Source organism: Aquibacillus albus (assembly GCF_016908325.1).
GTDB lineage: Bacteria > Bacillota > Bacilli > Bacillales > Amphibacillaceae > Aquibacillus_A > Aquibacillus_A albus.
Genome location: NZ_JAFBDR010000040.1, coordinates 1 through 24,720, shown reverse-complemented (window position 1 = coordinate 24,720; position 24,720 = coordinate 1). Strand labels below are relative to the sequence as shown.

Below are 24,720 nucleotides of genomic sequence, written 5' to 3'. Positions count from 1 at the left end.
ATAATATTCACCTCCAGAATATTATGCAGCGAAACTATCAGAACTGTACATACTTAATTAATCATTTCTGTACATTATTAAAGTAGCATTTATACCGATATACCCGTCCTCTGATAGTCTCGAACCATAGGTCGGAAAATACAATACGTAATTCCGCATGTTCCGATTGACCTTCTTAGTTTTAATGAGCCCGTTAGCCTCTAGAATTGTAGCGAGTTTCTTCACTCGCTTGCGGTTGATACAATGGTGCTCCGTTATTTGGAGAAATAAAAGGCGGATACGTCACGTATATGCGGTTTACGGCGTCTATCTCTATTTACTTCTTTAGATTCCCGAAATATACGTGGAAATACCTTTCGCATTAACTCTACGTTATATATTTCGTAACCCTCTTTGTCTAACAACGCTTGTTTGTCATTCGGTTGCGGCTTTTTTACTTGTTCCATTAAATGTACTCCCCTTTGAATTATATATTTAAAGAGAGCCTATTAAGACTCCCTATTAAAACCCTAAGTCCTCACCGTTTTCGTTTCCGCCCTCTTGTTCGGCTTTGCGACTTTTCTTTTTCGCTTTCTACGCCTAAACGACTAACATCGAACCCGAACTTTGTGAGGTCCTCGATTTGTTGGTCCTCACTTGGGACTTGAAGAACCTGCTCAAATAACTCCTCGTCGAAATTCTTGCCTTCGGTTGCCTCGAAGCTCTTAGCCTCGTCTTTTGATAACTCTTCCACGGGGTATAAGATTAAGTCAAGACCCTTCTTAGTCGCTTGACCCGTACCAGACTTAGAGACCGTGAATACGAACTCGCCTAGCTTGCTTTTACGCTTTTCCTCTATCTTTGGTTTTAGCATCATGCTTTCGTATTCCTTAAAAACTCTCACAAACTCCCGTAATAATTCATCGTTTACCTTTGTTTTTTTATTATGGTTCATTATTGTATAACCTCTCGATTTTTAGTTTCCCACTTGGTAATATTCGCCTCTAGCTCGTCTCTTGACGCATTGAGTTCGTCTCTACGTTGGCGGAACGAGTCCGAGTATTGGTCAATTTTTCCCTCGATTAAATCGTCAAGTAGCCTTTCTCGTTCCCATCTATTCTTTTTGAGTTCTCTTTTTGTCTCTTTTAGTCTTAACTCTGCGTACTCCGTCTCCCGCTCCTCACTTATGCGTATCATCGGAGCTCCTTCTTTAATTAAAAGTAGGTCGATAATACCTTTGTTTACTCGATTGCCTTGTAAATAGAACGAGAACTCACTCCAACCATTCTCGGGTGCGAATATATGACATAAATAACATAAAGTTATTAGATTATCGGACGACGAGTCTCCCCCGAGATATAACCATGGACGTGATGTACTTCGAGAAAGTCTATATCGTCCGAACCGCATCGACGGCACTTGTAATCGTCTCGCTCGAGTATGCTAGGACGTAACCTCGCCGCCTTTTTACGCTCTTCTCTATATTCCGTAGATTTATTCATTACGCATTACCTCCGTTGTGTTTTTTGTTGTCTCAATTGCCTTCGGAGTTGTAAGCACGAAAGCTCTAAAAAACGGTACACTTTACGAACTCTCTGCCGCATCGGTACGGGTTGTTGGTCGTCTAACCGTATCTAATTGCGTCTAACGACTTCTCTACGACACGGTTCCGTCTAAAATTACGCATAAAAAAAGAGCGGTCGACTCGTAGTCGTTCCGCCCTATCTCGCACATTTTCCCGCTAGTTCTAGTAGTTCGGGTAGCTTATCCCAATTACGCTCCCACTCTCTCTCGATATGCTGCTCACCCTCCTTTCGTCCAATTAGTACGAAAATCTGCCCTTTTTGATATTGCTTTAAATAGTCCATCATCTCGGATGGAGGCGTCCAATCCTTCCTAGTATGTGTCTTAGTGTATTCGTATCCTAGCCCCTTTAATGTCTCCTCTAGGTCTCGGATTAGTTGACAACTAACCTCGTTCCATCCAACCCTATGTAGTATTTTGATTACCTCTTATACCTCCTTTTCAAAATGTCTCATCGGTAAAAACGTTTTTCATAACTCCCTTTCGTGTGTGTTTTCGTCGTTGCCGTCGATGTGGTTATAATACCATGATACTATAAACCCTTATAATATCACGGTACTATATTTTCCTTTATACACGGTATACCTCGATACCTTTTGCAAGCTCTAGCAATTCGTTAGAGTCTACCCAACCCTTTACACTGCGGCGTACCGCTTGAGCTCGTTTCTTAGCCGTCTTTTTACATAAACACAAATAACAGTATAGATAGCAAACAAAAACGCTTGGATATTAAACCAAACGTCTCTTTTTCTTATATTGCCTTGTTAAGCTAAAGCATCCCGTTAGTGCCATAACTAACCTATTCACCATAATTATCTGTAATTATTTCAAAAACTTTCTTCGCTGAATCTTTTTCTAAAGTATAAATAGTATTAGTGTTGCTGGTTTTCATTATAGAACCTGAACCAACACTTATCCAAAGAAAATAGCTCTTTTCCCCATATTCGAATTTGTAATCTGGGTCAGACACATCAACAATACCTGGTTCACTATTCGCACTCTTAACTGCCTTGCTAAAAACTTTAATTTCTTCTTCATCAGTTATTTCAAGCGCTGTATCTTCTTTAATTTTTTCAAAACTTTCCATTTCGAATACTGTTATTTTATTCGGTAAAGAACAAGCAACTAGAAAAAGTGTAAAGATTATAAAAGTTGCACTACACCAAAATACTCGCAATAGGAACACGCTTCTTTATAACTATTTGACTATACTGCTTCTTTAACACAATAGGAGCTGCCGCATCGACGACTCCTTATTCAATATCTGCGCCCTTTAGTTTAATTAGATTACTCATTAATCCCAGATAAGATTCTAAGGTACCATTTAAGAAAAAAATTAGCCAAACCAAAGTATTAGCTAATTGTTTTTTATAATATCAAAGACCAGTTATATAACCTAAAAACATACCTGAACTAAAGAATAGAAAAATCAATAAGAAAGTAGCTGAAATCCAACGTCTTTTATTAAAGCACTTAATAATAAAATAAAAGCCAGATAATAAGAAACATAAAAAAAGTAATACAAATTTAAAATTAATTGGATGTGCGTCTACGAAAGAACTTATTACAAATAGAGAATAGTGTAGCAAAACAATTATGAAATATTTAGATTTGTCTCTCACAGTCCCCCCCCTTATGGAATTAACATGAAACCACCAGCAGATTCAAATGGACCATATATTCTTTTAACCCTGCTTTTATTAACATTATGCCATTACAAAAAGAATAAGCTCCAACTGACCCCATCTTCCTTGTTGTGTATTCGCATCCCGTTTGTTAAACAAGAAAATTATTATTTGCTCCAGTATTGATGGCAAATGTTAGCTAACTCATCAAGAGAAATTGTTTTTTTTACTTTCATCATAGATTTTAATATTTCTTGCTTTTATATGGAGATTGCCACCAATGATTTCATCACTTCGACAGCTAACAAATATACCATCATTTGAAGGGTGAGCATCCAATATTTCTAATTCGTATGCTATTATTGTGTTTAAATCGCTTGTGTGTTCCTTCTCATCGCCCCATATTTCCAATAAAAATTCTTCACAATCAACCAATTCACAGTAAAACCAATTAAACTTTTCGTTAATTATTTCAGCCAAGTATTGTATCTCAATTTTCAATTCGATATTACCTGACGAATTAAATATATTAGTGATTGTTCCATCGTGAAAAATATTAAAAACATCTATTTGCTTGTCGTTTTGCAAAGTTTTTCACCAACTTTCAACTGAATACCTTCTTAAAGAAACCTGCCACTTTAGTTTAAGAATAATCGTTCACAAACTATATATATTTTAACATAAAATTACAATTGGAACGACGTCCTTCGTGGTTGTCTACTATCCCATTAAGTACGGTCGGTCTTTTTATAAGGCTCGACCTCTACAATCTTAATAAAATATCTATTTTTATCGAGATTAATTAAAGCCCCTCGCTCGACCTTGTCCGCATTACGTTCGCTCGTGGTGTCTCCCTGTCATACAATCTCGTTATCCTCTATACGTACTACCTTGGACTATAAACAACCGTACTCACTCTCCTATACCCTTAGTAATTGCGTTCTATATCCTCTTTAGCTGCTTTGTAACCCGCTAGTATCTCTCGTGCGTCCCCGACCTCTTTTGTTTAGTTTAATTTGTTTTAGCATTGAGACGGCTAGTAGCCGCCCCGCATTAACTATCCTCTGCCGCTCGACGGTTTCGGCGTTCCTCTCTAATAGTTCTCGCTTGAATTGTAAGAACTCTAGTTTTGAGTATCCTAGAGCCTCGGCTGCAGCTAGTATACCGTTTGCTTGTTCCCGTCCATCATGTGCGAGACCATATTCCGTGAGTGGGGCGTTAGTTCGAGCGATGCATTTTGTCTCAATGTACTCCACCTCCAACCTATCGAATATGTTCCCGCCTAGCTACATTAATTACGTTGTATTCCTCCTCTCCGACACGTTCCCGACCGTTTTCGGTCTATATAACGCAAAAAAATAAACCGCCCTTATTTGGACGGCTTAAAGTCGGTCTCTATATATTTAATTTCGATACGATGCGGCTTACCTACCTCGCCGTCGCTATCCTCCCGTATCATATCGAAATAGTTTAGGTTTGTTCGTAGGTTTACCTCGTCTAGTTCGCTCGGCTCGGGCAAGTCTCGACCCGTCTCCTCGGATACCTCCCCCATCGTATAGAGAAAGTTCTCCGCCTCTTGTTGTTCTTCTCCGATAGGCGCCGCCGTGATACCGCCGTGGTGTATAAAATCGGGTAGGGTGATGAACACTCCCCCGCTTGTGTAGATAAAGATAAAGTCCATATAATTGTGTAAAAAGAAAGGTCATCATCATGACCCCATGTTACAATGTTTTCGACCAAGAAAATAGTAAATGGAGGTAATGATGATGACCCAAGTTAATATTACTATAAATTTAGAAGATCTTAAAGAGAAGGTAGAAAACAGTTCACTTGAATCACCTGTAAAAGCATCTCTTTCACTACTTTTAAACTCATTAATGGAGAAAGAAAGAGATGAATATATTAATGCTCTTTCCCACGAAAGAACTGACAGCCGCAATGGTTATCGTAATGGTTTTTACGAACGTGAACTAATTACCGCAACTGGTTCCCTTAAGTTAAAAGTCCCTCGAACGAGGGACGGTGAATTTTCTCCTACAATCTTTAAGAAGTATAAACGTTGTGACCAAGCATTTGTTCTTTCTATGATGGAAATGGTAATTAACGGTGTTTCTACACGTAAAGTCACAAAGATTGTGGAAGAGCTATGCGGGAAAAGTGTGTCTAAATCCTTTGTCTCTGAGTTAACTAAATCGTTAGATCCTATTGTTAATGATTGGAGAAACCGTCCTTTAAACGCACTTTTCTATCCTTATATTTATGTAGACGCATTGTATATAAAAGTCCGCGATAACGATAGGGTTGTGTCAAAGAGTGTACATATTGCTTGTGCGGTTAATGAAAATGGTTTTAGAGAAATTATTGGTCTACAAATAAGTCATGCGGAGTCCACTGAAAGTTGGACGGCCTTTTTTGAGTACTTAAAATCACGTGGCATTCAATCTCCAAAATTAGTGATTTCAGATGCTCACTCTGGCTTAGTAAGCTCCATTAAGCAGACATTCTTAGGTACTTCATGGCAACGGTGTAGCGTACATTTTTTAAGAAACATCATTAAGACTTTACCTAAAAAGGGAACCAAAGAAGCTCGTAAACACCTGAGAGATATCTTTAAAATGCCTGATTTAAAACATGCTCGTAAATTAAAGGATAGTTTTATAGAAAAATACCAAGATACCAAAGGGTTTCAGAAAGGAATTAAGCTGCTAGATGAAGGTTTTGAGGACACTATGCAGTTTCATTCTCAACCAGTAGATTTTCATAAAAGTTTACGCACCACAAATATGTTAGAACGAGTAAATAGAGAAGTTCGAAGAAGAGAAAAAGTAATCTCTATTTTTCCTAATGATCAGTCAGCCCTAAGAACTATAGGATCAATTTTAATGGACATTGAAGAGCGCTGGGAAAAGAAGAAACAGCCTTTTTTAAGGGAATCTAGATAAGCTTTTTTTGCCTAATTTTGAGTTGACATTGAGCCTCCGGCGGGCATGATGTCTCGGCCAAGAAGCCAGGTTTAATCAACTTGGCTGCCCACTAAGGCTCTCATACCCGCCCCTCAATGTAAACTCAAAATAAGTTAGTTTAAATATCTTATATTGCTTTTTATCGTTGAAAACCTTGTAACACTTTTACACAAAAATATGGACTTGACTTAGATAAATACCGCCGCATAACGTAGCCTCATATATTCGTGCTCCTTTCGTGTAATTATATGCTACAAAGAAAAAGAGAGCCCCGCTAAGGTCTCCCTCTGTCGGTGTTGCTGCATTATTTTAGTTAGCCGCTACGATGCTAGAGTATTCCGATTTAACGATTACCTCGCTAGAATACTGTGAAGTGTAACGCACTAGTATTACTGTTAACCGTGGTAGCTACTTGGTCGAGCTCGTAGTCCGATACTCCGACCGTGTTAGTTGTCCCGCTTACTGTCATAGTAGATAACTCGGTCTTGAGTAGAATCATAGTCGACTTGTGTTATGTCTAGGTTGCTGCCGTACTCGGTCTCGATAACGCCGACCGTCGAGCTCCCCGTTAATGTGTTTAAGTCGCTAGAGCTTAACGTCTCCGCTCCCGCCAGAACCTCGACCCCGTTAATCGTTTGCGTAGTTGTCGGCTCTGTTGTCGTAGTAGTCTCAGTCGTGCCGTCGATACCATCTATAATAGCTTGGACGTTCGCATCAAATGAGCTTATATCGTTCTGCTCTGCCGTTGTTCCTGCCGCTTCGATGTCCGTTAGTGCGTTAGTCTCTGCGGTATTTAGCTCGTTAATAGTTTGCGTCGTCTTAGTATCAACGTGACTATTTACTTTAGCTTGGACCGCTGCCTCTGTATCTGCTGCGACTTGGTTTAGGCTTGCTTTAACGCTATCCGCTTTCGATTGGATAGCCGCTAGGTCGTCACTCGTTGCCGTGTTAGCCGCATCTTGGACGTTACCCGTTAACATACCCGTTAGTTTGTCGATAGCTTGGGCAGGTGTTAATTGTGCGGCATATGCACCGCCCGAGAACCCCGCTCCTACTAGAATCGTTCCCGCTACGACTACCGCCGCTATTCTTTTTTTAGGTCTTGCCATAAATCAATCTCTCCCTTTCGGTGTAATATAGTATTGTGTGCTTTCCGTTTCGTTACGGTTTTCCGTTCCGCCCCGTCGACGTTTACTAATTTATCATGTTACGCAATAGCGTGTCAACGGTTTTTGTTTAATTTATCTTATTTCGGTTTACCGTAACGGTTAAAAATGTGTTAATATGGGGCTCGAGAGGAGTTTTTACAATGATTAGGATTAGATTAAAAGAAGTATTAGAAGAAAAAGGGTACTCGCAAAGAGGTCTAGCTCGTGAGTCTGGTCTCCGCCCTGCCGCTATCAATAACCTCGTTAACAATAAAAAAGAGTTTGTATACCTATACCATTTAGACGTAATAGCTCGAGTATTAGACGTAGACCCTCGAGAGCTTATCGAATACGACCCTAGTAAGCCATACGAAAGACCCGCCTCAAGTGCCGAGCTATCTAAGGCGAACAAGGGTAATAAAAACTATGTACGGAACAAGTCGGACGCATAAACGGCAGGCGTTCGCTCCCCTCTTGCGTATACAAAAAAAGAGACGAGAGGCGATATACTATCGCTCCCCCGTCGTGGTTTTGCGGTTTCCCTATCGGATGCCGCTTTTTATTTCTCCTCGTTATCGTTGTCCGCTTGTTCTTTCGCTCTATCCTCGTTCTGTCTAGCGTGGTGTTTTACGCTTGTATAAAATACCTTGTGTTCCATACGACCCGTAGATTTCGCTAGGTTAAGAGCGTCCCGCATATCGTCTTTAGTTAGCTCCTCGGTCGGTTTGTTCTTTAGTCGGATATATACCTCGTTGTTATGCGTTGGTGTGCGTCCCATTTTTACTTACGACCTCCTTTTTTATTCTTCTCGTCCTCTTCCTCGATGTCCTCTTTATCGACTCCGCTCGGTAGGTTGCCCGCTTGTAGGTCCTCGAGTGTTTGAGCCGTTACTAGGAAATACGCTACCTCTTGTTGTGTATCGGGTGTTACCTTACCTCCGAAAAATAGCGTTCTGCCCGTTGGGTCATATACGTTTTTAGCGTTGTCCCGTTGTCTTTCGTAGTGAGCTATTGCGTCTTGATACTCTCGGAACTGTTTCGTTAACTCCATCTTGGTTTGACGCATAGCCTCGAGTAGTGGTTCGACTTCCTTCTCTTTGTATTCGTTTTTGAACTCGTTAAACGCCGCCTTGAACTCGTCCTTGTTTACGGTACTTTGAAAGTATTTTCTAGCTACTTCCGCCGCCTCTTTCGCTCTTTTTACTTCCCTCTCGGCTTGTGCGATGTCCTTCTCGAGCTTGTTTAGCTTGTCCGCATTATCTGTTTCGCTCTCTACGCCTTTTACTAGCTCCTCCTCGTACTGTTGACGCAATAACTCTAGTTTAGCTGCTGCCGCTTGTGCCTTTTCGTTTGCCTCTTGTCGTTTCTCTGCGTTCCTTTGTTGTTGCTCCAGTACCTCGTTAACCTTGTCGAAAGTCATTAATGTTTTTTGTTTTGCCATGATGATATAGCCTCCTAGTATTTTAGTTTGATAGTGCGGGGAGTATGCCCCGTGGTCTTATAATTCTACGACTAGTGTCGCCTTACGTTCTTTTGCGTCGTGTGCTAGGTCTCGAGCTCTTACGATGTTCGGTGAGTCATACCGAGCTAGTCGCATGTAAATATCTAGCCCTTGTTTCGGCAGCGATGCGACTCCGCCGAGTTTTTCCTTTTGTTTTTTATACCCGTACATTAGGCGGTTAGCACTCCGAACCATTAGCCGCTCCGTGCCTTTCGGTAGGTCGTTTATAACTCGCATTAATGCCCGCCCCGTTGCTTGTGTCTTACTATAAATCTCGCCCTCTGACGCACCGTAATATAGGCTATACACTCGGAACGGTTCGCCCTCTTTTGCGAGCTCTACTCCGACCGTGTACGCATCGCCGTCGTTTACTTCTTTAACGGCTAAGGTCGCTCTTACCGTTTTAGTTTCCGTCATGTTTTGATGTTCCACGTTGTCCCCTCCTCGTTGTTTTATAGTAATGCGATAAATAAAGCCGCTAGTCCGATGCCTTCGACTATAACCGCCGCCCCTACTAGCTTAATTATCGTTCGGGCTTGTCTGATTTCCCGAGCTAGGTCGTCGAGTGTATTACCGCTTGTTTTCGGCTCGTGTTTCTCTTTTTTCGGTTTCGGTCTCGGTACAACGGTGAACCCGTGAAGTCTCTCGAGGTATCGAGCCTCCTCCTCGGTTCTTGGTGTTACCCTTTCAGTCTGTGTTTGTCGCATTTTTACGCCCCCTCCTAGCTCTGCGTGCTTGTTTTCTTAACTCGTTACTCTCGAACATATCTCGTAATTGTTTAGCCTTTTCCGTCTCTCTATCCATGCGGTAAAATAAATCGGGGTGTACGTAATGAGACTTTATATAGCTTGAGTCCGTTTGTAATATTATGCCCTTGGTTCTTAGCCGTCTCATTAGCTTTTTAAGCTCCTCCTCGTCGTAGCCGATTAACCTCGCTAAGTCGTTTTGACCGAGCTCCTCGTATAGCTCGGGATTATCTTCGTTAGGGTTTCCGCATAGTATGAAAGTTTCATAGTGAAAGTACGGTATCATTTTATAAACGAGCCCCGCCTCTACTAGCGATAGTCTATCTAGCAGCTCTTTCGCCTTACTTTTATATAACTTTACGAACCTCGCATTTTTTCGGTCTTTAACCTTGTTCGTTAAGTGATAGAGCGGGTTAACGGTGTATGTCTTAGGTCGTCCCTCCGATACTATTAGACCGATGTCCTCGAGCTCTGCTAGTGAGCGTCTAGTCGCTTTTTCGGCTCTCTTTATTACCTTGGATATATCTTTAATCGTTAGGGGCTTACCGTTGCTCTTTAGTTTCCCGTATTTTTGCGTATATGGGAGAACCTTCATCATAACGCCCGCTTGCGTTAGTGTTAGGTCGTGCATAACCTCTCGAATAGGTTCTATAAAGTTTATAACGAATTTTCTAGGGTCTTTGTAATACTCGTTACGTTCTCGGTGTACTTCTCGACCTTTTGCCTCTCGTTCCTTACGTTCCCTTAGCTGCTCCTCTGTTATAACGTAGTTTGTCTCGCATTCTATCTCGCCCGTTTGCGTGTTGATTACCTTTAGTTTTTTATCTTCGGTGTTTAGCATTTGCCCTGCTCCTTTACTAGTTGTTTAGTGTGTTACGTGTTTCGTTTAGAGCTTTGAGAAGTCTCTCGAGCTCTGCGATTTTTTCGACTGTCTCGGTCGTAATGCCGTAAGTTTCCGAGAAGTGTTCGAGGTATTCTCTCGGTGCTTTGTTTTCGCCCGTTTCGTATCGTGTTATACGCAAACGAGGGACGTTAAGCTCTCTCGCTACTTCGATTTTTTTCTTTTTTAGGATTGCGAGCCTTATCGCTTTTAGCTGCTCTTGTCTTATCATCGTTTTAACCTCCTCCGTATCGATCCGGTCTTTTTGTTCTTCGTGTGTAAATAAAAAGGGGCGGTTTACTTCTCGAGCTCCGCCGCTAATACGTTAAACTTGACGAGTTCCTCATCTGTTAGGTCGAGTTTCCTGCGGATTGTCTGCTCTGCTGCATCGGTGAGGGGTATCATATCCGCCTCGAGCTTATAGATGTAGTTATCAGACATCGAAACCATGCGAGCAAAGTCGCTCCGAGTTAGTCCTTTATGTCTGCGATATTTTTTAACGGTTTCCGCCGTTAGTTGGACGTGGTACTTCATTTGTCGTATGCCCCCTCTCGGTTGGTTTTTAAGTGTTTCGAGTATGTTTCGCATTTACATAGTTGTAAGATATAAGGCGGTAGGGTCTCGCTCTACTCGGAAAGGGTAAGCCCAATAAAGGAGGAGAGGAAGGTCGTTTATCAGTCCCTTCGTTTTGGATTAGTAGAGCCGAGACTCCGCCACAATTTTAGTTATTTAATTAGTGACGAGAGGATTCGTTATAGTCGTGTATAGGAGGAACAACTAAGCCGCTCGACTCCCCTCGAACTAAAGTAAATGGAAATGCTAAACATTAGGAACTCCCGTCGGTAACTTACGAGAGCCCCAATCTATTTATTTATTTAGTTACGGACTCCGATAGTACATGGCTACTTACCATCGGAGACCCGTTATAGCTTACGTATCGACTCGCTTGCTATATATTGCCGCTTGCCCTGCGGCGAGAGACTTCGATAAATGAGGACGGGTAAGGCTTGCCCGCCCCAATCTTTATTTAGTTAAAAGGGTACTATCCCTTTCGTAATACAGTTGGTTCTATTAGGGTAAAACTTGTATAGTAGTTTAATAAAAATACTTATCGTTCCCTTGTCTATAAGGCGGCTAGAGAGTGTTTACTTGTATAGTGTTTAATATTTTTTATTACCTCTCTCACATACATAAGCACGGACGGGGTTTCTTTTCGGTACATAGTAAATTAAAAAGTTAAAGGGTATTTGAGTTTAAATAGAGAGCGTGTGAGGTTGTTTTGTAGTTTTAGAGGGTAATTTGCGGGGTAGTTACGTTAAAACGTCTCTGTGTGTATCTGCGTTCTTTTAAAGGTATGTATACTAGACTTGACACGGCTTAGTATCGTCTATTTAACATAGCTCTGTATCGCATACTTAACACTAAGAAGAACTATATAACTAAAAGCCATATAACAATAATTACGAGCTCGCTATCGCTCGTCGTGGTCGCATAGAGTTATATCTTTAACATCGGACGTCGAGGGTCGTTAAGTCTATGCGATTAAACAACGACAAAAAAAAGAGCCGACTTCGTGGAGTCCGCCCTACAAACTTAACGCCTTATAAACGTCGTCTATGTCCTGCTGCGTGATACCTATATAATCGAGTGTTACGGCTTGGCTCGAATGATTAAAAATGCGTTGCAGCCTTTCGAGTGGAACGCCCGCCGTATATGCGTGATAGCCGAACGTCTTACGCATCGAATGAGTACCAATCTTAACGCCTGCGAGACCCGACTTCTCTGCGGCAGCGTTCAATATACGATAGGCTTGTACTCGTGATATAGCCTCGTTACCCTTGCGACTAGCAAAGATATAGCTCTCACGGTTGGACGCATCGAGGTCGCCCGCTTTTATAGCTCGCTTGAGCTCCGTTTGTATCGACTTGTTAAGGTGGAACGTCTTAGTTTTACGGGTCTTTTTCTCCTTTAACGTGACCGCCTGCCGAGGTTTTCCGCTCTCGTCGATAATGTCCTCGACCGTTAGAGCTAGTATATCCGATATACGTAGCCCCGAGTTAATGCCGAACGTCCATAACAAGCGATTACGCCCGCTTAGAGCTCGCTTTATTGCGTTTATATCCTTCTTACTTCTTATAGGTTCTACGGTGTTCATCGTTGCCCCTCCTCGTCTGTTTTCACGTCAATTTTATCGGGGTCTATGTTAGTTATGTTTCCGAGGTTGCCGCATATCCACTTAGCCGAGTCTTTCCGTGCGTCCCTTGTAAGGTCCTTCTATAGCCTCCGACCCATAGCCCGCCTCCGAGTTGTTTCTCTACCTCGTAGAACTTGCCGCTATATTCTAATGATGTTTCTATTTTCATTTGTCATTATATAAGTTCGCTCCCTTGTGTTTGTCGGAACGTCTCGGCGTCCGTTGCGATTTCTTTCGGTTGTAGTTGGTCGAGGTTTCCCGTCCCCCTCGACTCTAGCCCGTTGATGGGCTCGAGCTCCTCCGCCTTACTGTTACGGTTTCGCGTATCAATATGTCTAATATATTACGTAACTTATCGAGAATAGTCAAGGGGTGGGGGTAAATCGATTAAAGCCGCTTAATTCCGACTATATTACTAGGTGTTTACACGTTGTAAACTCGGCAGTGAAAACGACCGTTTGAGAGCAAACTCGGCAGTGTAAATGACCGTTTCATTTTCGGTCTCTAACCGTTGGGGCTCTAAGGCTAAACCGCATTTTAGTTAAGTGAGGAGTCTTATTCTTGTACCCGTTGGTACTCTCTCGCTTTCGCTCGGTCGTGGTCGCATACTTATTATAATTAGTTTATACGGTCTCGGCTGCCGAGTCCTTATGCGATTAAATAAACGATATACTAGAGAGATAGTAAAGGCGAGCCCTCGGCGAGTCTTAGGCGATAGCCTAGAGGTTTTAGCGTAAAGGTCTAGCGATAAGTTTAGTCGTTAAGGTCTCGATAATAACGATAGAAAACGATATATAATAGAGATAGTTTGCGAGTAGTGGACGACTAAACGCCGCAAAACTCCGAGAAGTGGTTGAGAAGGGAGCGAGATAACTCTCCGCCCGCCATTCTACCGCATACGTGCCGAGTAGATTCGTAACCCCTTGAGTTTAAAATTTATAACGAAAATTTTTGCGAGGTTGTTGTCCGTGGTGTTTTCGATGCGTTGGGGTTTTCGTGCAGGGACTCCGTCAAGGTTTGTCGCTTGGTAAGTCGCATAGGTCAAGGCGTGTGACTTAACCCCTCGGGTCTGGCATGAAATTTATAAAAGGTGTACCGCAAATGCAAATCTCGAGGGTATACGGCTTGGGGGGTCATGCCTTTTCCGCATTAACTAACCGCTCTCCCCGCCTTGTTTGCGTTGGTCCGATTAATTCCTCGATGCAATTTAGGACGCTTGGCATCCGCTCTCTTGTCGCTCTGTGGACGTTCTAGCTTGTGCGATTAACTCCGCTCGTTAGTTCTTTACTTATTCGATTGATTAGACTCGACCGAACTCGAGGAGCTCTCTCGATTATTTACGAACGATAGTAGATGCGAGACCTTTTTAAGAAAACGAGAACCTCTACCGCCCTATACCCCGAGACGTATCGCCCTATATAACGCCCTTACTCATTCTATTAAAAAAGCTCGTAACCGTTGGTGTGTATGGTCTCGTAGTATGTTTGCGTGTTGCTCCTTCGTTAGTTGGTCCGTATTTGAATGTAACTCAAGTATGTACTGTTACTTTCTCCGTTGTCGTATAGTCGTTGTTATGATGGGGTTTGTAAGTATAGTCGGGGGTATATTTATAAAAATATAGTCGGGTGTTTTTCTACGGTGGACGGTGTCGGCGTATCATATACCGAGATAGTGCCGCAATATATAACCGTACGTTATAAGAATATATACGGAGGTTTGTTCGTGTTTATAGCCATTTATTGAAAACGAGCTGTTTAAATACCTTTTTGGTCGACAACGAAGAGTGGACGTTATGGGAGGCTACATGCCGATTTTATGTTAGGACCTTTCGGGGTCGGGTCAGTCTGTCGTATTTGAGCTCGTACTCGAGCCGTGTTTAACATCGACCGAACCCCGCCATAATAGCGATTTGACAAAACGAATAAACTATGCTCGGTCTATCCCGATTATGTAAGACGCATCGGACCGCCGACCCTTTGGAGCTATAACTCTACTATGCGACCCGTGTCCGACTAGGACGACATAGGACGCCATACAAACGACATAGAGCCCTATCGAGACGTTTTTACGTATCGGAAGACTATAACGACTCGGAACGCATAAAAAGCCTATGATAGCCCTACGTGATTGTTAGACCGTAAACATATTCGGACTATGCGAACCTACTCGACGGGTATCCGTCTACAAACGATATAGAGCCGTTGTGTTACGGTTTTGCGTATCAATAACCTTTATACGACCTATAACGCATAGAGAGCCCGTGAGAGCCTTCTGTGCGGACGAGAGCCCTAGCCGCATCGAGAGAGGACCTACGAGCCCGTATCGCAATAGACCAACCGAGCCGAGCCTTAGAGTACCCGAGCCCTTGTCGTATCGAGCCGTATGTTATTAGATATGCGTAGACCCCCGAGTTATAGACCGTCTCTCCGCCCGAGGGAGTCAGCGAGTGCGGCAAACCTTACACGCATTATCTTACACGACAACCTCCATACACGACAAGCCACGGAGTATATACGGAGGTTTCACGTAGTACCCTACCGTGTTGGTCTCTCGTTATAATCGAGGTTTAGCCGTACCCTAGCCGCATACTTACCGAACCTCTAACCGCCATAACTCTAAGCTATAACTCTATTTACGAACCCCCCCGAGAGTTGTCATGCGTAACCATTTGTTAACTAATCGTAAACACTTCTAGTCGTCAATAACACGAATAAACACCGCCATATCAATGATTATAGACGTTACCATATACAGGTGAATATAAACGCTTGTTTACATCGGGGCATTTTGTGTTCCGAATCCCTCCGATAGTTAAATTAGATAAAAAGAAGATATCCAACACCGCCCTATCTATAAATGACTTGTATACGAAAATTAACGTCCTGTTCCTTTATAAAGTTTATGCGGTCGAAATTTCCCTCCTATTTTTTCGAGGCGTCCTTCGATTTATTATGGTCTGATATCTGACTTGATTGTCGAAAACATTTACGTTAAAATTTAAACCAAAGTGGTAGCATATAAGTTCGTTTGGGAATTTGCGATAAAACCTCGTGAGTATTCCTCATAAACGTTGATTTGACGGTGATTTTGCGGGTTGATTTTCGATGGAATTTCGCCCTTGAACTTCAAAACCCTGAGGGAGGCGCGTGCCGTCTCCGGTGGGTTCGATTCCCACACAGTCCCGCCACTCTTTCTAATTAATTAAGAAAAAAACGCGACAGGAGATGTCCATCCCTTATCGCGTTTAATTTCTAACTATTAAGATTCTCTACTGCTGCTCTTTCAATCGCAAGCCCCTTCTTATAACGTTCCATAAATTGCTCAAATCCTTCTACATCTTTTGGATCTGGAGACACAGTCTTGACTGCTTGATCTGCAAATATTTTCTCGTTTAAATACTCATCTAATGTTTCATTATCCTCTTTGTTAATCATATAGGAAGCAAGGAGCGCGATCCCCCAAGCTCCGCCTTCTCCTGCGGTCTCCATAACGGAAACAGGAGTATTGAGCGCAGCAGCCAAGATACTTTGCCCTACACCTTCTGTCTTAAATATTCCGCCGTGACCTAAAATTTCATCTAATTTTACTTTTTCTTCTTCGAGTAAAATATCCATACCTATTTTCATTGCACCAAATGCTGTAAATAAATGGGTACGCATGAAATTAGCCAGGTTGAAATTGCTATCTGAAGAACGAACAAACAATGGACGACCTTCTTCAAAGTGAGTCATGTGTTCACCGGACAGATAGCCATAAGATAATAGGCCGCCCCCATCCGGATCCCCTTGAAGTGCCTGTTTAAATAATGTTTCAAATAAAGTATTCGTGTCCACTTCAATACCCATCGATTTGGAAAACTCTTCAAATAATCCTACCCATGCATTCAAGTCTGAAGTACAGTTATTCGAGTGAGCCATCGCTACGAGATTACCTGTAGGTGTGGTTACAAGATCAATTTCAGGATACACTTTGGACAAATCTTTTTCCAATACAATCATCGCAAAAGCAGAAGTGCCGGCAGAAACATTTCCCGTACGTTTCGCTACACTGTTTGTTGCAACCATACCTGTTCCTGCATCGCCCTCTGGAGGACAAAGTGGAATACCAGCCTTTAACTCTCCGCTGACATCAAGAAGTTTAGCGCCTTCTTCTGTCAATTCACCTGCGCTTTCACCTGCTACCAAAACCTCTGGCAAAATATCTTCCAGTTTCCACGGTAGGTTTTTGGGTGCAATCCTTTCATTGAACTGACTGATCATGTTTTGATTATAGTTCTTCGTATTCAAGTCAATTGGAAATACACCGGATGCTTCACCAACTCCGAGAATCTTCTTCCCTGTCAGCTTCCATTGAACATAACCAGCTAACGTTGTTTGAAAGCTAATGTCAGCAATATGATCTTCCTGGTTCAAAATTGCTTGATACAGATGAGCAATACTCCACCTTTGAGGAATATTGTAATTAAATAGTTTTGTTAATTCTGTTGAAGCCTGTTCGGTAATATTGTTACGCCAAGTGCGGAAAGGTACAAGAAGCTCTCCATCTTTGTCGAAAGCCATATAGCCATGCATCATCGCACTAAAACCGATTGCCCCTATCGTTTGCAGCGTGACGCCATATTGCTGTTTTACATCGTTAGCCATCTTTTGATAGCTTTCTTGTAAACCCTTCCAAATTTCCTCTGTACTGTAAGTCCAGATATTGTTTACATAGCTGTTTTCCCAATCATGGCTACCAGATGCGATCGGTTCATTGTCTTCTCCAATGAGAACTGACTTAATTCGGGTTGACCCCAGTTCAATACCAAGTACTGTTTTACCGCTTTGAATTGCATTTTTTACAGCTTGACTCATGTAATTTTCCTCCAATAGTAGATTAAAAGTTTTAAATTTTATTAGTAAGTGAAACACCAAGGTAAATCGGCTTCACTATTAAAGTGAAAACATTGATGAATCTATTATAAAAGAAATAATGAAGTATTACAATCGAAAATGTACGTACAACTTCATATGAATACGTTGTCTTTTTTTATAATACGTACAATTAAGGGTTAAATCTATTGGCAATCTTTTTGTTTAAGCAAAAAAATTGCTTTACATGTTCCTGAATGATTAAGGTAAAAATAGAAAATACGTTATAGTTAAGAGGATGAATAACATGAAAGTAGTACTAGCATCACCAAATTTCCACCAGCCACGCGGTAATACGGTTACCGTTCAGCGAATGGCAGACAGTTTAGAAAATTTGGGGATTCAGACAGAAATCATCTCCATAAGTGATGATCAACCTATCACAGTCTTACCTGAAGCAGATCTCGTTCATGGATTTCACGCGTATCGATTTTACCGGTTTATGCAACAGCTGGAAAATAAACCTTCCACTTATATCGTTACGATAACTGGAACGGATGTTAATCACTTTTTGTTTGATGAAAACACACGAGCTGATGTAGTCACCTGCCTTATAGAAGCAAAAGCAATCCATGTATTTAATATCGAGGCAAAAGAAACAATCCAAACAGAGATTCCTGAAGTAAAAGAAAAGTTGTTTACGATTCCTCAAGGGACGAGCAACTTTCCAACCACCACATTCCCAGTCCAAAAAGATCCGAATAGCTTTTTATTCGTTCTACCTGCTGGGATACGAAAAATAAAAAATGTTCCTTCAGCGATAACAATGTTAAAAAAGCTGCATGACAAAGATAAATCCGTTCGTCTCTGGATTGTTGGACCCATTCTGGAAGAAGCGGAAGGAAACAACGTTAAACAGCTAGTAAAAGATAACGAAGAGTGGGTTACGTATCTGGGACAAGTTCCTCATGAGCAAATGGGAGGTATTTATACACAAGCAAATTGTATGCTTAATACCTCTCATTCGGAAGGTCAATCCAGTGCAATATTAGAAGCGATGGGGTTCGGCTTATCCGTCTTAGTATCAGATAATGAAGGAAATAATAGTATTGTTGCCGACCAAGAGACTGGATTCGTCTACAAAACCGAAAACCAATTTCTTGATTATGCGGAACAAATCATGAATAATAAAGCATTGAGGCAAGCGATTGGAGCCAATGCAAAAAGTTATGTAGACCATAAGCATTCTGCTGACTATGAGGCACAATACTTGCTAGAGATTTATCAAAAAGCTGTGAAAAAGGAGTGTGAGAACATGTCCAAAGAGGAAATAATTAAGTTGACTTCTTTATCGACAAAAGGTGGCTGAGGATGCAAAATTGGTCCTGAAGACCTGGCGCAAGTATTGCGTCATTTACCTAAAAATGTACCTGACCCAAACCTTCTTGTCGGATTAGATACCTCCGATGACGCAGGAGTTTATAAAATTACCGATGATATTGCGCTTGTACAAACGTTGGATTTCTTTACCCCAATTGTTGATGATCCTTATATGTTTGGTCAAATTGCTGCAGCAAATGCACTTAGTGATGTGTATGCAATGGGGGGAAAACCAATTACCGTCATGAACATCGTTGGTTTTCCTATCAATAATCTAGACAAAGGTATTTTGGCGGATATCTTAGCTGGTGCATCAGAAAAAGTAAAGGAATCTGGAGCAGCCTTAGTCGGTGGTCACTCCATTGATGACCAAGAACCCAAGTTTGGTTTATCTGTGACAGGAACTGTTCATCCAGATAAAATCAGAGCAAATGTTGGTGCACAACCCGGTGACAAGATTATTTTAACGAAACCAATTGGCGTTGGTATTTTAACAACTGCCATAAAAAAAGATTTATTAGATGAGGACTCCTTAAATGAAGTCATGCAAGTTATGGCAACATTAAACAAAAATGCTGCAGAAGCAATGGAAAACTATACGGTTCATGCATGCACAGATGTTACTGGATTTGGTCTATTAGGACATACAAGAGAAATTGCAGAAGGAAGTAATGTTGGAATTACAATTAATCATAAAAATGTCCCTGTATTAGAAAAAGCAAGAGAACTAGCCGAAAAGAGTATTATCCCCGGTGGATCGAAAAAGAACCGCCAGTGGCTAGCTGACTGTATTCACTTTGATGCATCCGTTGACGAAATGGATCAGTTAATCTTATGTGACGCAGTAACATCAGGTGGATTATTAATTGCTGTTCCTGATGCTGAAGTTGATCAGCTTCAAGAAGCACTAAAAGCAAAGAACGTAAATCCTGCTATTATTGGAGAAGTAACTAAAGAGAAACCAGGTATTATTACTGTAGTCTAACTGATGATTTAAAAACCCAGGCAAGCGTAGTAGTAAAACTTGTTACAGGACTCATCAAAGAGTCCTGTTTTTATCCATTAAACGGGAATGTGAAAGGATTGGGATTATGAAGGTGCTTGTTACAGGTGGTGCAGGCTTTATTGGCAGTCATGTGGTGGAAGCCCTACATCGCGCACAGTACGCTGTTACTATTATAGACCTTTCGAGTGATAGTCACCGATATCAAGCCATGAATATTCCTTATTATGGTATTGATATCAATAATAAAGAAAAATTAGAAAAAGCATTTGAATTAGAAAAACCTGATGTAGTTATACACCTTGCTGCACAAGTAGATGTTAAGCAATCCATAATTGCGCCTAAAGATGATGCAAAAACAAACATTTTAGGAACAATATATCTATTAGAGGCCGCTAAAAAATTTCATGTAAAAAAATTCATCTATGCTTCATCTGCAGCTGTATACGGGGAACCCCATTATTTAGCAATCGATGAAGAACACCCAAAGCAACCTTTATCCTTCTATGGCATTTCAAAACTTACCGGTGAGCAATACGTCCAAGCTTTTTCAACCATACATGGACTTAGCTATACCATTTTGAGATATGCAAATGTGTACGGACCAGGATCGTCCAAAAAATTAAACAATGATGTCATTAATATTTTCCTGTCTAAAATGATGAACAAGCAAAAGCCAGAAGTATTTGGTGATGGAAAACAGACAAGAGATTTTATTTACGTGAAAGACATTGCATCTGCAACAATAGCAGCGCTTTATCATGGTGATAATCAAACACTAAATATTAGTACAAATCATGGTACAAGTATAAATGAACTTATTCATTCCATAAATTCACTATTAGAAGATGAGGTGGAACCCGTTTACCACCCAAAGCGCGAAGGTGATATTTTAGATAGTTATTTAGATAATGGAAATGCCAAAGAATATCTTACATGGTATCCAAATTCCACATTAATGGATGGATTAACTGAAACGTTATCCTACATGAAACAAACGCATGAATCCAATATTGATAAATAAATGAACAGTGATTGACAATACAATTTGAGGTGAAAAAAATGAAGAAAGCATTTTTAACAATTTTGTTTTTAAGCTTCTCGCTTATCCTTGCTGCATGCAACAACGAAGAAACAGAACCCTTTACGATTGGGGTAATCCCAGCACAAACAGAGGGATCTATGGAAAATGCGATGAATAAACTGCAAACAACACTAACAGAAGGTTTAAACCAAGACGTAGAGATTGAGGTTTATCCAGATTACAATGGAGTAGTAGAAGCAATGAATTATGATAAAATAAACATGGCTTTTTTCGGCCCATTAACCTACGTTGTTGCTCATGAAAAAAGTGGGGCGCAAGCCATTCTTACACAATTAGTGGAAGGTGAACCTTTTTACCATTCTTATATCATTACCCATGCGGAAAATGAGTGGAATTCATTAGAAGCGCTATTAGAAACGACAGAGGAAATAGATTTTGCCTTTGGTGACCAAAACTCTACATCCGGTTCTCTGATTCCAAGTATAGAACTCCAAGACCGTGGAGTCTATCAATCGGAGGATGAACATTCCTTCCAGTCGATTCGTTACACTGGTTCTCATGATGCAACGGCACTAGCTGTTCAAAATAAGCAAGTCGATGCAGGAGCGATTGATAGTGCAATTTACAATCAACTCGTTGAATCTGAAAAAGTAAATGGCGATCAATTAAAGATCATTTGGGAATCCGATAAATTATTCCAATATCCATGGGCCGTACATGCGGAAACGGATGAGGAAACAATTAACAAAATAAAACAGACATTTTTATCTATAGATGATGAGGAAATACTTGATGCATTTGGTGCTACTGGTTTTACAGAAGCAACGAATGAAGACTACGAAAGTATTCGACAAGCAGCAATCAAAGAAGGAATTATTGAAGAATAGAGCTGATTTATCGTGTGGTTTAAATGGCGTAACCTAATCACCATTCTTATACTAGGAATACTTCTTTATGTAAGCATGAGACTTACAGAATTTAATGTAACAAAATTCAAAGATTTCAGGAATATGATTGACTTTTTATACCATTGGTTTCCAATGGATACATCCCAGTTACCAAACATGATAGAGGATAGTTTCGAAACACTTGCAATGGCATTCCTAGGAAGCTTCCTAGGACTTATTATTGCACTGCCCATTAGTTTTATAGCAGCAAAAAATACATCCCCTTCTCCTTTTTTGTTTCACTTATCAAGGGTGGTGCTTAGCTTTGTCCGCTCTATTCCTGAAATTGTATTCGGTTTAATCCTTTTGACGGCACTAGGGCTCGGTCCCTTCCCTGCCGTCTTAGCTATCATGTTTCATAATATTGGTGTATTAGGTAAATTAGTTTCAGAATTAGTTGAGGCCTCAGACCCTGGTCCTCAGGAAGCAATGAAAGCAGTAGGTGCTAAAAACTGGTTTGCCTATTTATTTAGTATCCTGCCACAAATCTGGCCAAATGTATTATCACACTACTTTTACCGGTTTGAGGTGGCTATCCGTACTTCCCTTATCTTAGGTTTTATTGGTGGTGGGGGAATAGGCCAACGATTATTCAATGATTTCAAGACATTCCAATATCCAGCGGTATCATTGGATGTACTAATCATTATGATTATTGTCATCGTTGTTGATTTATTTGGAAGCCACGTCCGTAATAAAGTCATCTAAGGAGGACGAATATGCTAAAAATTGAAAACCTAACTGTTCATTTCCATGATAGCAATGAACCTGCATTGGAAGATGTAAACCTAAACTTTCAAAGAGGAGAATTCGTCTGTATTCTTGGAAAGAGTGGTGCCGGTAAATCAACGTTTGTCCGCTGCATAAATGGCTTACAAAAACCTACAAGCGGAGAAATTTTCTGGAATGACAAACCTATATTGCAAATGAAAGAAGAGAATTTACGAAAAGTTCGTAGGGAAATGGGAATGATATTTCAACACTATAACTTAATTCCCCGCCTAACCGTTTTACAAAATGTATTAACTGGTAGCTTTGGTTACCGATCAACTTTCAAGAGTTTAGTTGGTTGGTTTGATAAGGAAGAAATAGACAAAGCAAAAAAAGTAATTGAAGATGTTGAGTTAACTGATCAGATTAATCGAAAAGTAGAACAGCTAAGCGGAGGTCAGAAACAACGGGTCGGTATCGCACGAGCAATGCTGCAAAAACCGAAAATGTTCCTTGGAGATGAGCCTGTGTCCAGTCTTGATCCTGGAACTGCTAACCATATCTTTAATTTGATTCAAGAATTACACAGCCGTTATCAACTATTAACCATTATCAATGTCCATGATGTTACCATCGCTAAACGTTATGCTACTCGGTTAATTGCATTTAAACATGGTAAGATAATTTTTGATGATACACCGGAAAGCTTTGAAGAGAATGAATTTCATTTAACCTATCATTCCCCAACGAACAAAATTGGCAGTTTACCCATTAACAAATAATTTTTAAAGTACGTCTGGAAAGGATGGTTATATGGCAATCAAAAGTCCATGAGTAGTTGATCAATCACGGGTCGTGTACGACTCTTCAGATGAAAAAGTGCTAACAAGGATGTCACCAAGCGACAAAAAGTCTGTGGTGCTAACCTTTGATGATGGCCCAAGCAGTGTATTAACACAAACACTCGATATATTAAAGCAAGAAGATGTACCTGCTATCTTCTTTTGGCAGTCACGTCTTCTGTATCCTCTAAGACCATGGAATAGAGTGTTGGACGAGGGACATAAAATTGGAACACACACGATTAATCATCCAAATTTAGCGAATCTAACTTTTGATCAACAATATAAACAATTAGCAACCAGCGTTTCTGAAATCGAAAGTATAACTGGCCAAAAAGTCACCTTATTCCGACCACCATTTGGCCAATACAATCGAGACACAATCAAAGCTGCTGAAAGATTAGGACTGACAACGGTTATGTGGAGAATAGCAGCGATTGACTGGGAACTAAAGTGTGACCCGGAGCAAATCATTTCCAATGTTACTGATCACTTAGAAGATGGTGCAATTATTTTACTTCACGAATTACAGCAAACCGTTCAAGTCTTACCGGAAATAGTTCAGACAATACGCGAAAAGGGGTATGAATTCACTTTACTGTAAAAAGCTCATAGAAACCTCTATGAGCTTTTTTGTTTGATTTATACATACAGGGATATCCCTTAAACATTTGGAATGATGAAAAAACGCACAGAGCATTTAAACCCTATGCGTTATACCATTTAAGATCTGGCAAATTCTATGACTTGTTCCTCTGGTTTAAATCCAGTAGAACGGTTAGCTTCCTCACCATCTTTAATTAGTATTAATACCGGAATACTTTGAATCCCATATTGTTGGGCTATTTCCTGCGATTCATCAACATCTACATAATAAAAATCAATGTCATCTATTTGCTCAGCAACACTTGAGACCACCGGCCTCAACATTTTGCATCCTGGTCACCAATCAGCACCAAACTCAAGTACAAATGGCTTAGTTGCAGACTTTTTTATGTCGTTATACTCTTCTGTCGATATTTTTTTTGCCATATGATAACCCTCCTCTTTTTGTATTTCTTAACTATTTTCCCACGTTCTACTCATTTAAAACATTTGGATGTAAATTTCATACTAATTATTATTAAGTGTTAATAGAGAAACTCTTAATTCCGTTCCTCGCTTTACAAGGTGTCTCCAGTAAAAAAAACCCCAGAAAGCTTTAGAGCTTTCTGGGGTTTTTTTAGACTGCCTGGCGACGTCCTACTCTCGCAGGGGCAAAGCCCCAACTACCATTGGCGCTGGAGAGCTTAACTACTGTGTTCGGCATGGGAACAGGTGTGA

25 protein-coding genes, 1 rRNA gene and 1 pseudogene are annotated in these 24,720 nt (G+C 40.8%); 9 read left to right on the top strand and 18 right to left on the bottom strand.

Annotation, left to right across the window (positions count from 1 at the left end; all coding sequences use genetic code 11):
• Nucleotides 1–254 precede the first annotated feature (254 nt).
• From JOC48_RS20515 to JOC48_RS20485, 7 genes are all read right to left on the bottom strand, one after another.
• Entirely contained in the window at nt 255–446 is a 192-nt protein-coding gene (locus JOC48_RS20515) for a hypothetical protein (RefSeq protein WP_204502286.1), read from the bottom strand.
• 71 nt (nt 447–517) lie between these two features.
• Entirely contained in the window at nt 518–934 is a 417-nt protein-coding gene (locus tag JOC48_RS20510; RefSeq protein WP_204502285.1) for a hypothetical protein, read from the bottom strand.
• A complete protein-coding gene (locus JOC48_RS20505) occupies nt 934–1,176 on the bottom strand; it encodes a hypothetical protein (protein ID WP_204502284.1) in 243 nt (80 codons plus the stop codon). The genes JOC48_RS20510 and JOC48_RS20505 overlap by 1 nt, the downstream gene beginning before the upstream one ends.
• A 524-nt stretch (nt 1,177–1,700) precedes the next feature.
• Nucleotides 1,701–1,850, bottom strand: coding sequence for a hypothetical protein (locus JOC48_RS20500; protein WP_204502283.1), 150 nt, complete (start codon nt 1,848–1,850; stop codon nt 1,701–1,703).
• A 512-nt stretch (nt 1,851–2,362) separates the two neighbouring features.
• Nucleotides 2,363–2,650, bottom strand: coding sequence for a YhfM domain-containing protein (locus JOC48_RS20495; RefSeq protein WP_204502282.1), 288 nt, complete (start codon nt 2,648–2,650; stop codon nt 2,363–2,365).
• A 745-nt stretch (nt 2,651–3,395) separates the two neighbouring features.
• Entirely contained in the window at nt 3,396–3,776 is a 381-nt protein-coding gene (locus JOC48_RS20490) for a hypothetical protein (RefSeq protein ID WP_204502281.1), read from the bottom strand.
• A 781-nt stretch (nt 3,777–4,557) separates the two neighbouring features.
• The gene (locus JOC48_RS20485; protein ID WP_204502280.1) at nt 4,558–4,869 is read right to left on the bottom strand and encodes a hypothetical protein; all 312 of its coding nucleotides are present in this window, start codon (nt 4,867–4,869) and stop codon (nt 4,558–4,560) included.
• Nucleotides 4,870–4,954: 85 nt separating this feature from the next.
• On the opposite strand from JOC48_RS20485, the gene JOC48_RS20480 reads away from it, so the two are divergent.
• Nucleotides 4,955–6,130, top strand: coding sequence for an IS256 family transposase (locus tag JOC48_RS20480; RefSeq protein ID WP_204502279.1), 1,176 nt, complete (start codon nt 4,955–4,957; stop codon nt 6,128–6,130).
• Nucleotides 6,131–6,597: 467 nt separating this feature from the next.
• On the opposite strand, the gene JOC48_RS20475 is transcribed toward JOC48_RS20480, so the two are convergent.
• Nucleotides 6,598–7,260, bottom strand: coding sequence for a hypothetical protein (locus tag JOC48_RS20475; RefSeq protein ID WP_204502278.1), 663 nt, complete (start codon nt 7,258–7,260; stop codon nt 6,598–6,600).
• Between the two features lie 200 nt (nt 7,261–7,460).
• Here JOC48_RS20475 and JOC48_RS20470 point away from each other — a divergent pair, with 200 nt between their 5' ends.
• Entirely contained in the window at nt 7,461–7,751 is a 291-nt protein-coding gene (locus tag JOC48_RS20470; RefSeq protein WP_204502277.1) for a helix-turn-helix domain-containing protein, read from the top strand.
• A 328-nt stretch (nt 7,752–8,079) separates the two neighbouring features.
• Here JOC48_RS20470 and JOC48_RS20465 read toward each other — a convergent pair whose 3' ends face one another.
• From JOC48_RS20465 to JOC48_RS20430, 8 genes are all read right to left on the bottom strand, one after another.
• Complete coding sequence (locus JOC48_RS20465) at nt 8,080–8,739, bottom strand: hypothetical protein (protein WP_204502276.1); 660 nt, start codon at nt 8,737–8,739, stop codon at nt 8,080–8,082.
• 57 nt (nt 8,740–8,796) lie between these two features.
• Nucleotides 8,797–9,036 (bottom strand): hypothetical protein, encoded by a 240-nt coding sequence (locus tag JOC48_RS20460; RefSeq protein ID WP_204502275.1) that lies wholly within the window; start codon nt 9,034–9,036, stop codon nt 8,797–8,799.
• Between the two features lie 215 nt (nt 9,037–9,251).
• A complete protein-coding gene (locus JOC48_RS20455; RefSeq protein WP_204502274.1) occupies nt 9,252–9,506 on the bottom strand; it encodes a hypothetical protein in 255 nt (84 codons plus the stop codon).
• Nucleotides 9,487–10,386, bottom strand: a complete 900-nt coding sequence (locus JOC48_RS20450) for a hypothetical protein (RefSeq protein ID WP_204502273.1) — start codon at nt 10,384–10,386, stop codon at nt 9,487–9,489. The genes JOC48_RS20455 and JOC48_RS20450 overlap by 20 nt, the downstream gene beginning before the upstream one ends.
• Nucleotides 10,387–10,402: 16 nt before the next feature.
• Nucleotides 10,403–10,657, bottom strand: coding sequence for a helix-turn-helix domain-containing protein (locus JOC48_RS20445; RefSeq protein WP_204502272.1), 255 nt, complete (start codon nt 10,655–10,657; stop codon nt 10,403–10,405).
• Between the two features lie 65 nt (nt 10,658–10,722).
• The gene (locus tag JOC48_RS20440) at nt 10,723–10,959 is read right to left on the bottom strand and encodes a helix-turn-helix domain-containing protein (protein ID WP_204502271.1); all 237 of its coding nucleotides are present in this window, start codon (nt 10,957–10,959) and stop codon (nt 10,723–10,725) included.
• Nucleotides 10,960–12,010: 1,051 nt separating this feature from the next.
• Nucleotides 12,011–12,580: a tyrosine-type recombinase/integrase gene (locus JOC48_RS20435; RefSeq protein WP_204502270.1), complete on the bottom strand. Its 570-nt coding sequence runs from the start codon at nt 12,578–12,580 to the stop codon at nt 12,011–12,013.
• Between the two features lie 3,290 nt (nt 12,581–15,870).
• A complete protein-coding gene (locus tag JOC48_RS20430; protein ID WP_204502269.1) occupies nt 15,871–17,472 on the bottom strand; it encodes a xylulokinase in 1,602 nt (533 codons plus the stop codon).
• 295 nt (nt 17,473–17,767) lie between these two features.
• On the opposite strand from JOC48_RS20430, the pseudogene JOC48_RS20425 reads away from it, so the two are divergent.
• The 7 genes and pseudogenes from JOC48_RS20425 to JOC48_RS20395 all read left to right on the top strand — a co-directional run.
• Nucleotides 17,768–18,736, top strand: a pseudogene (locus tag JOC48_RS20425) (glycosyltransferase family 4 protein); the annotation flags it as partial.
• Nucleotides 18,737–18,784: 48 nt separating this feature from the next.
• Nucleotides 18,785–19,834, top strand: a complete 1,050-nt coding sequence (selD, locus tag JOC48_RS20420) for a selenide, water dikinase SelD (RefSeq protein WP_239584514.1) — start codon at nt 18,785–18,787, stop codon at nt 19,832–19,834.
• 106 nt (nt 19,835–19,940) lie between these two features.
• Nucleotides 19,941–20,876, top strand: a complete 936-nt coding sequence (locus tag JOC48_RS20415; protein ID WP_204502266.1) for an NAD-dependent epimerase/dehydratase family protein — start codon at nt 19,941–19,943, stop codon at nt 20,874–20,876.
• A gap of 38 nt (nt 20,877–20,914) precedes the next feature.
• Entirely contained in the window at nt 20,915–21,784 is an 870-nt protein-coding gene (gene phnD / locus JOC48_RS20410) for a phosphate/phosphite/phosphonate ABC transporter substrate-binding protein (RefSeq protein WP_204502265.1), read from the top strand.
• 12 nt (nt 21,785–21,796) lie between these two features.
• The gene (phnE, locus tag JOC48_RS20405) at nt 21,797–22,552 is read left to right on the top strand and encodes a phosphonate ABC transporter, permease protein PhnE (RefSeq protein ID WP_204502264.1); all 756 of its coding nucleotides are present in this window, start codon (nt 21,797–21,799) and stop codon (nt 22,550–22,552) included.
• Between the two features lie 11 nt (nt 22,553–22,563).
• Entirely contained in the window at nt 22,564–23,337 is a 774-nt protein-coding gene (gene phnC, locus JOC48_RS20400; RefSeq protein ID WP_204502263.1) for a phosphonate ABC transporter ATP-binding protein, read from the top strand.
• Between the two features lie 109 nt (nt 23,338–23,446).
• Entirely contained in the window at nt 23,447–24,001 is a 555-nt protein-coding gene (locus JOC48_RS20395; protein ID WP_204502262.1) for a polysaccharide deacetylase family protein, read from the top strand.
• A 119-nt stretch (nt 24,002–24,120) separates the two neighbouring features.
• Here JOC48_RS20395 and JOC48_RS20390 read toward each other — a convergent pair whose 3' ends face one another.
• The gene (locus tag JOC48_RS20390) at nt 24,121–24,324 is read right to left on the bottom strand and encodes a thioredoxin family protein (RefSeq protein WP_204502261.1); all 204 of its coding nucleotides are present in this window, start codon (nt 24,322–24,324) and stop codon (nt 24,121–24,123) included.
• 302 nt (nt 24,325–24,626) lie between these two features.
• Nucleotides 24,627–24,720: ribosomal RNA gene (gene rrf / locus JOC48_RS20385) — 5S ribosomal RNA — on the bottom strand; the annotation flags it as partial.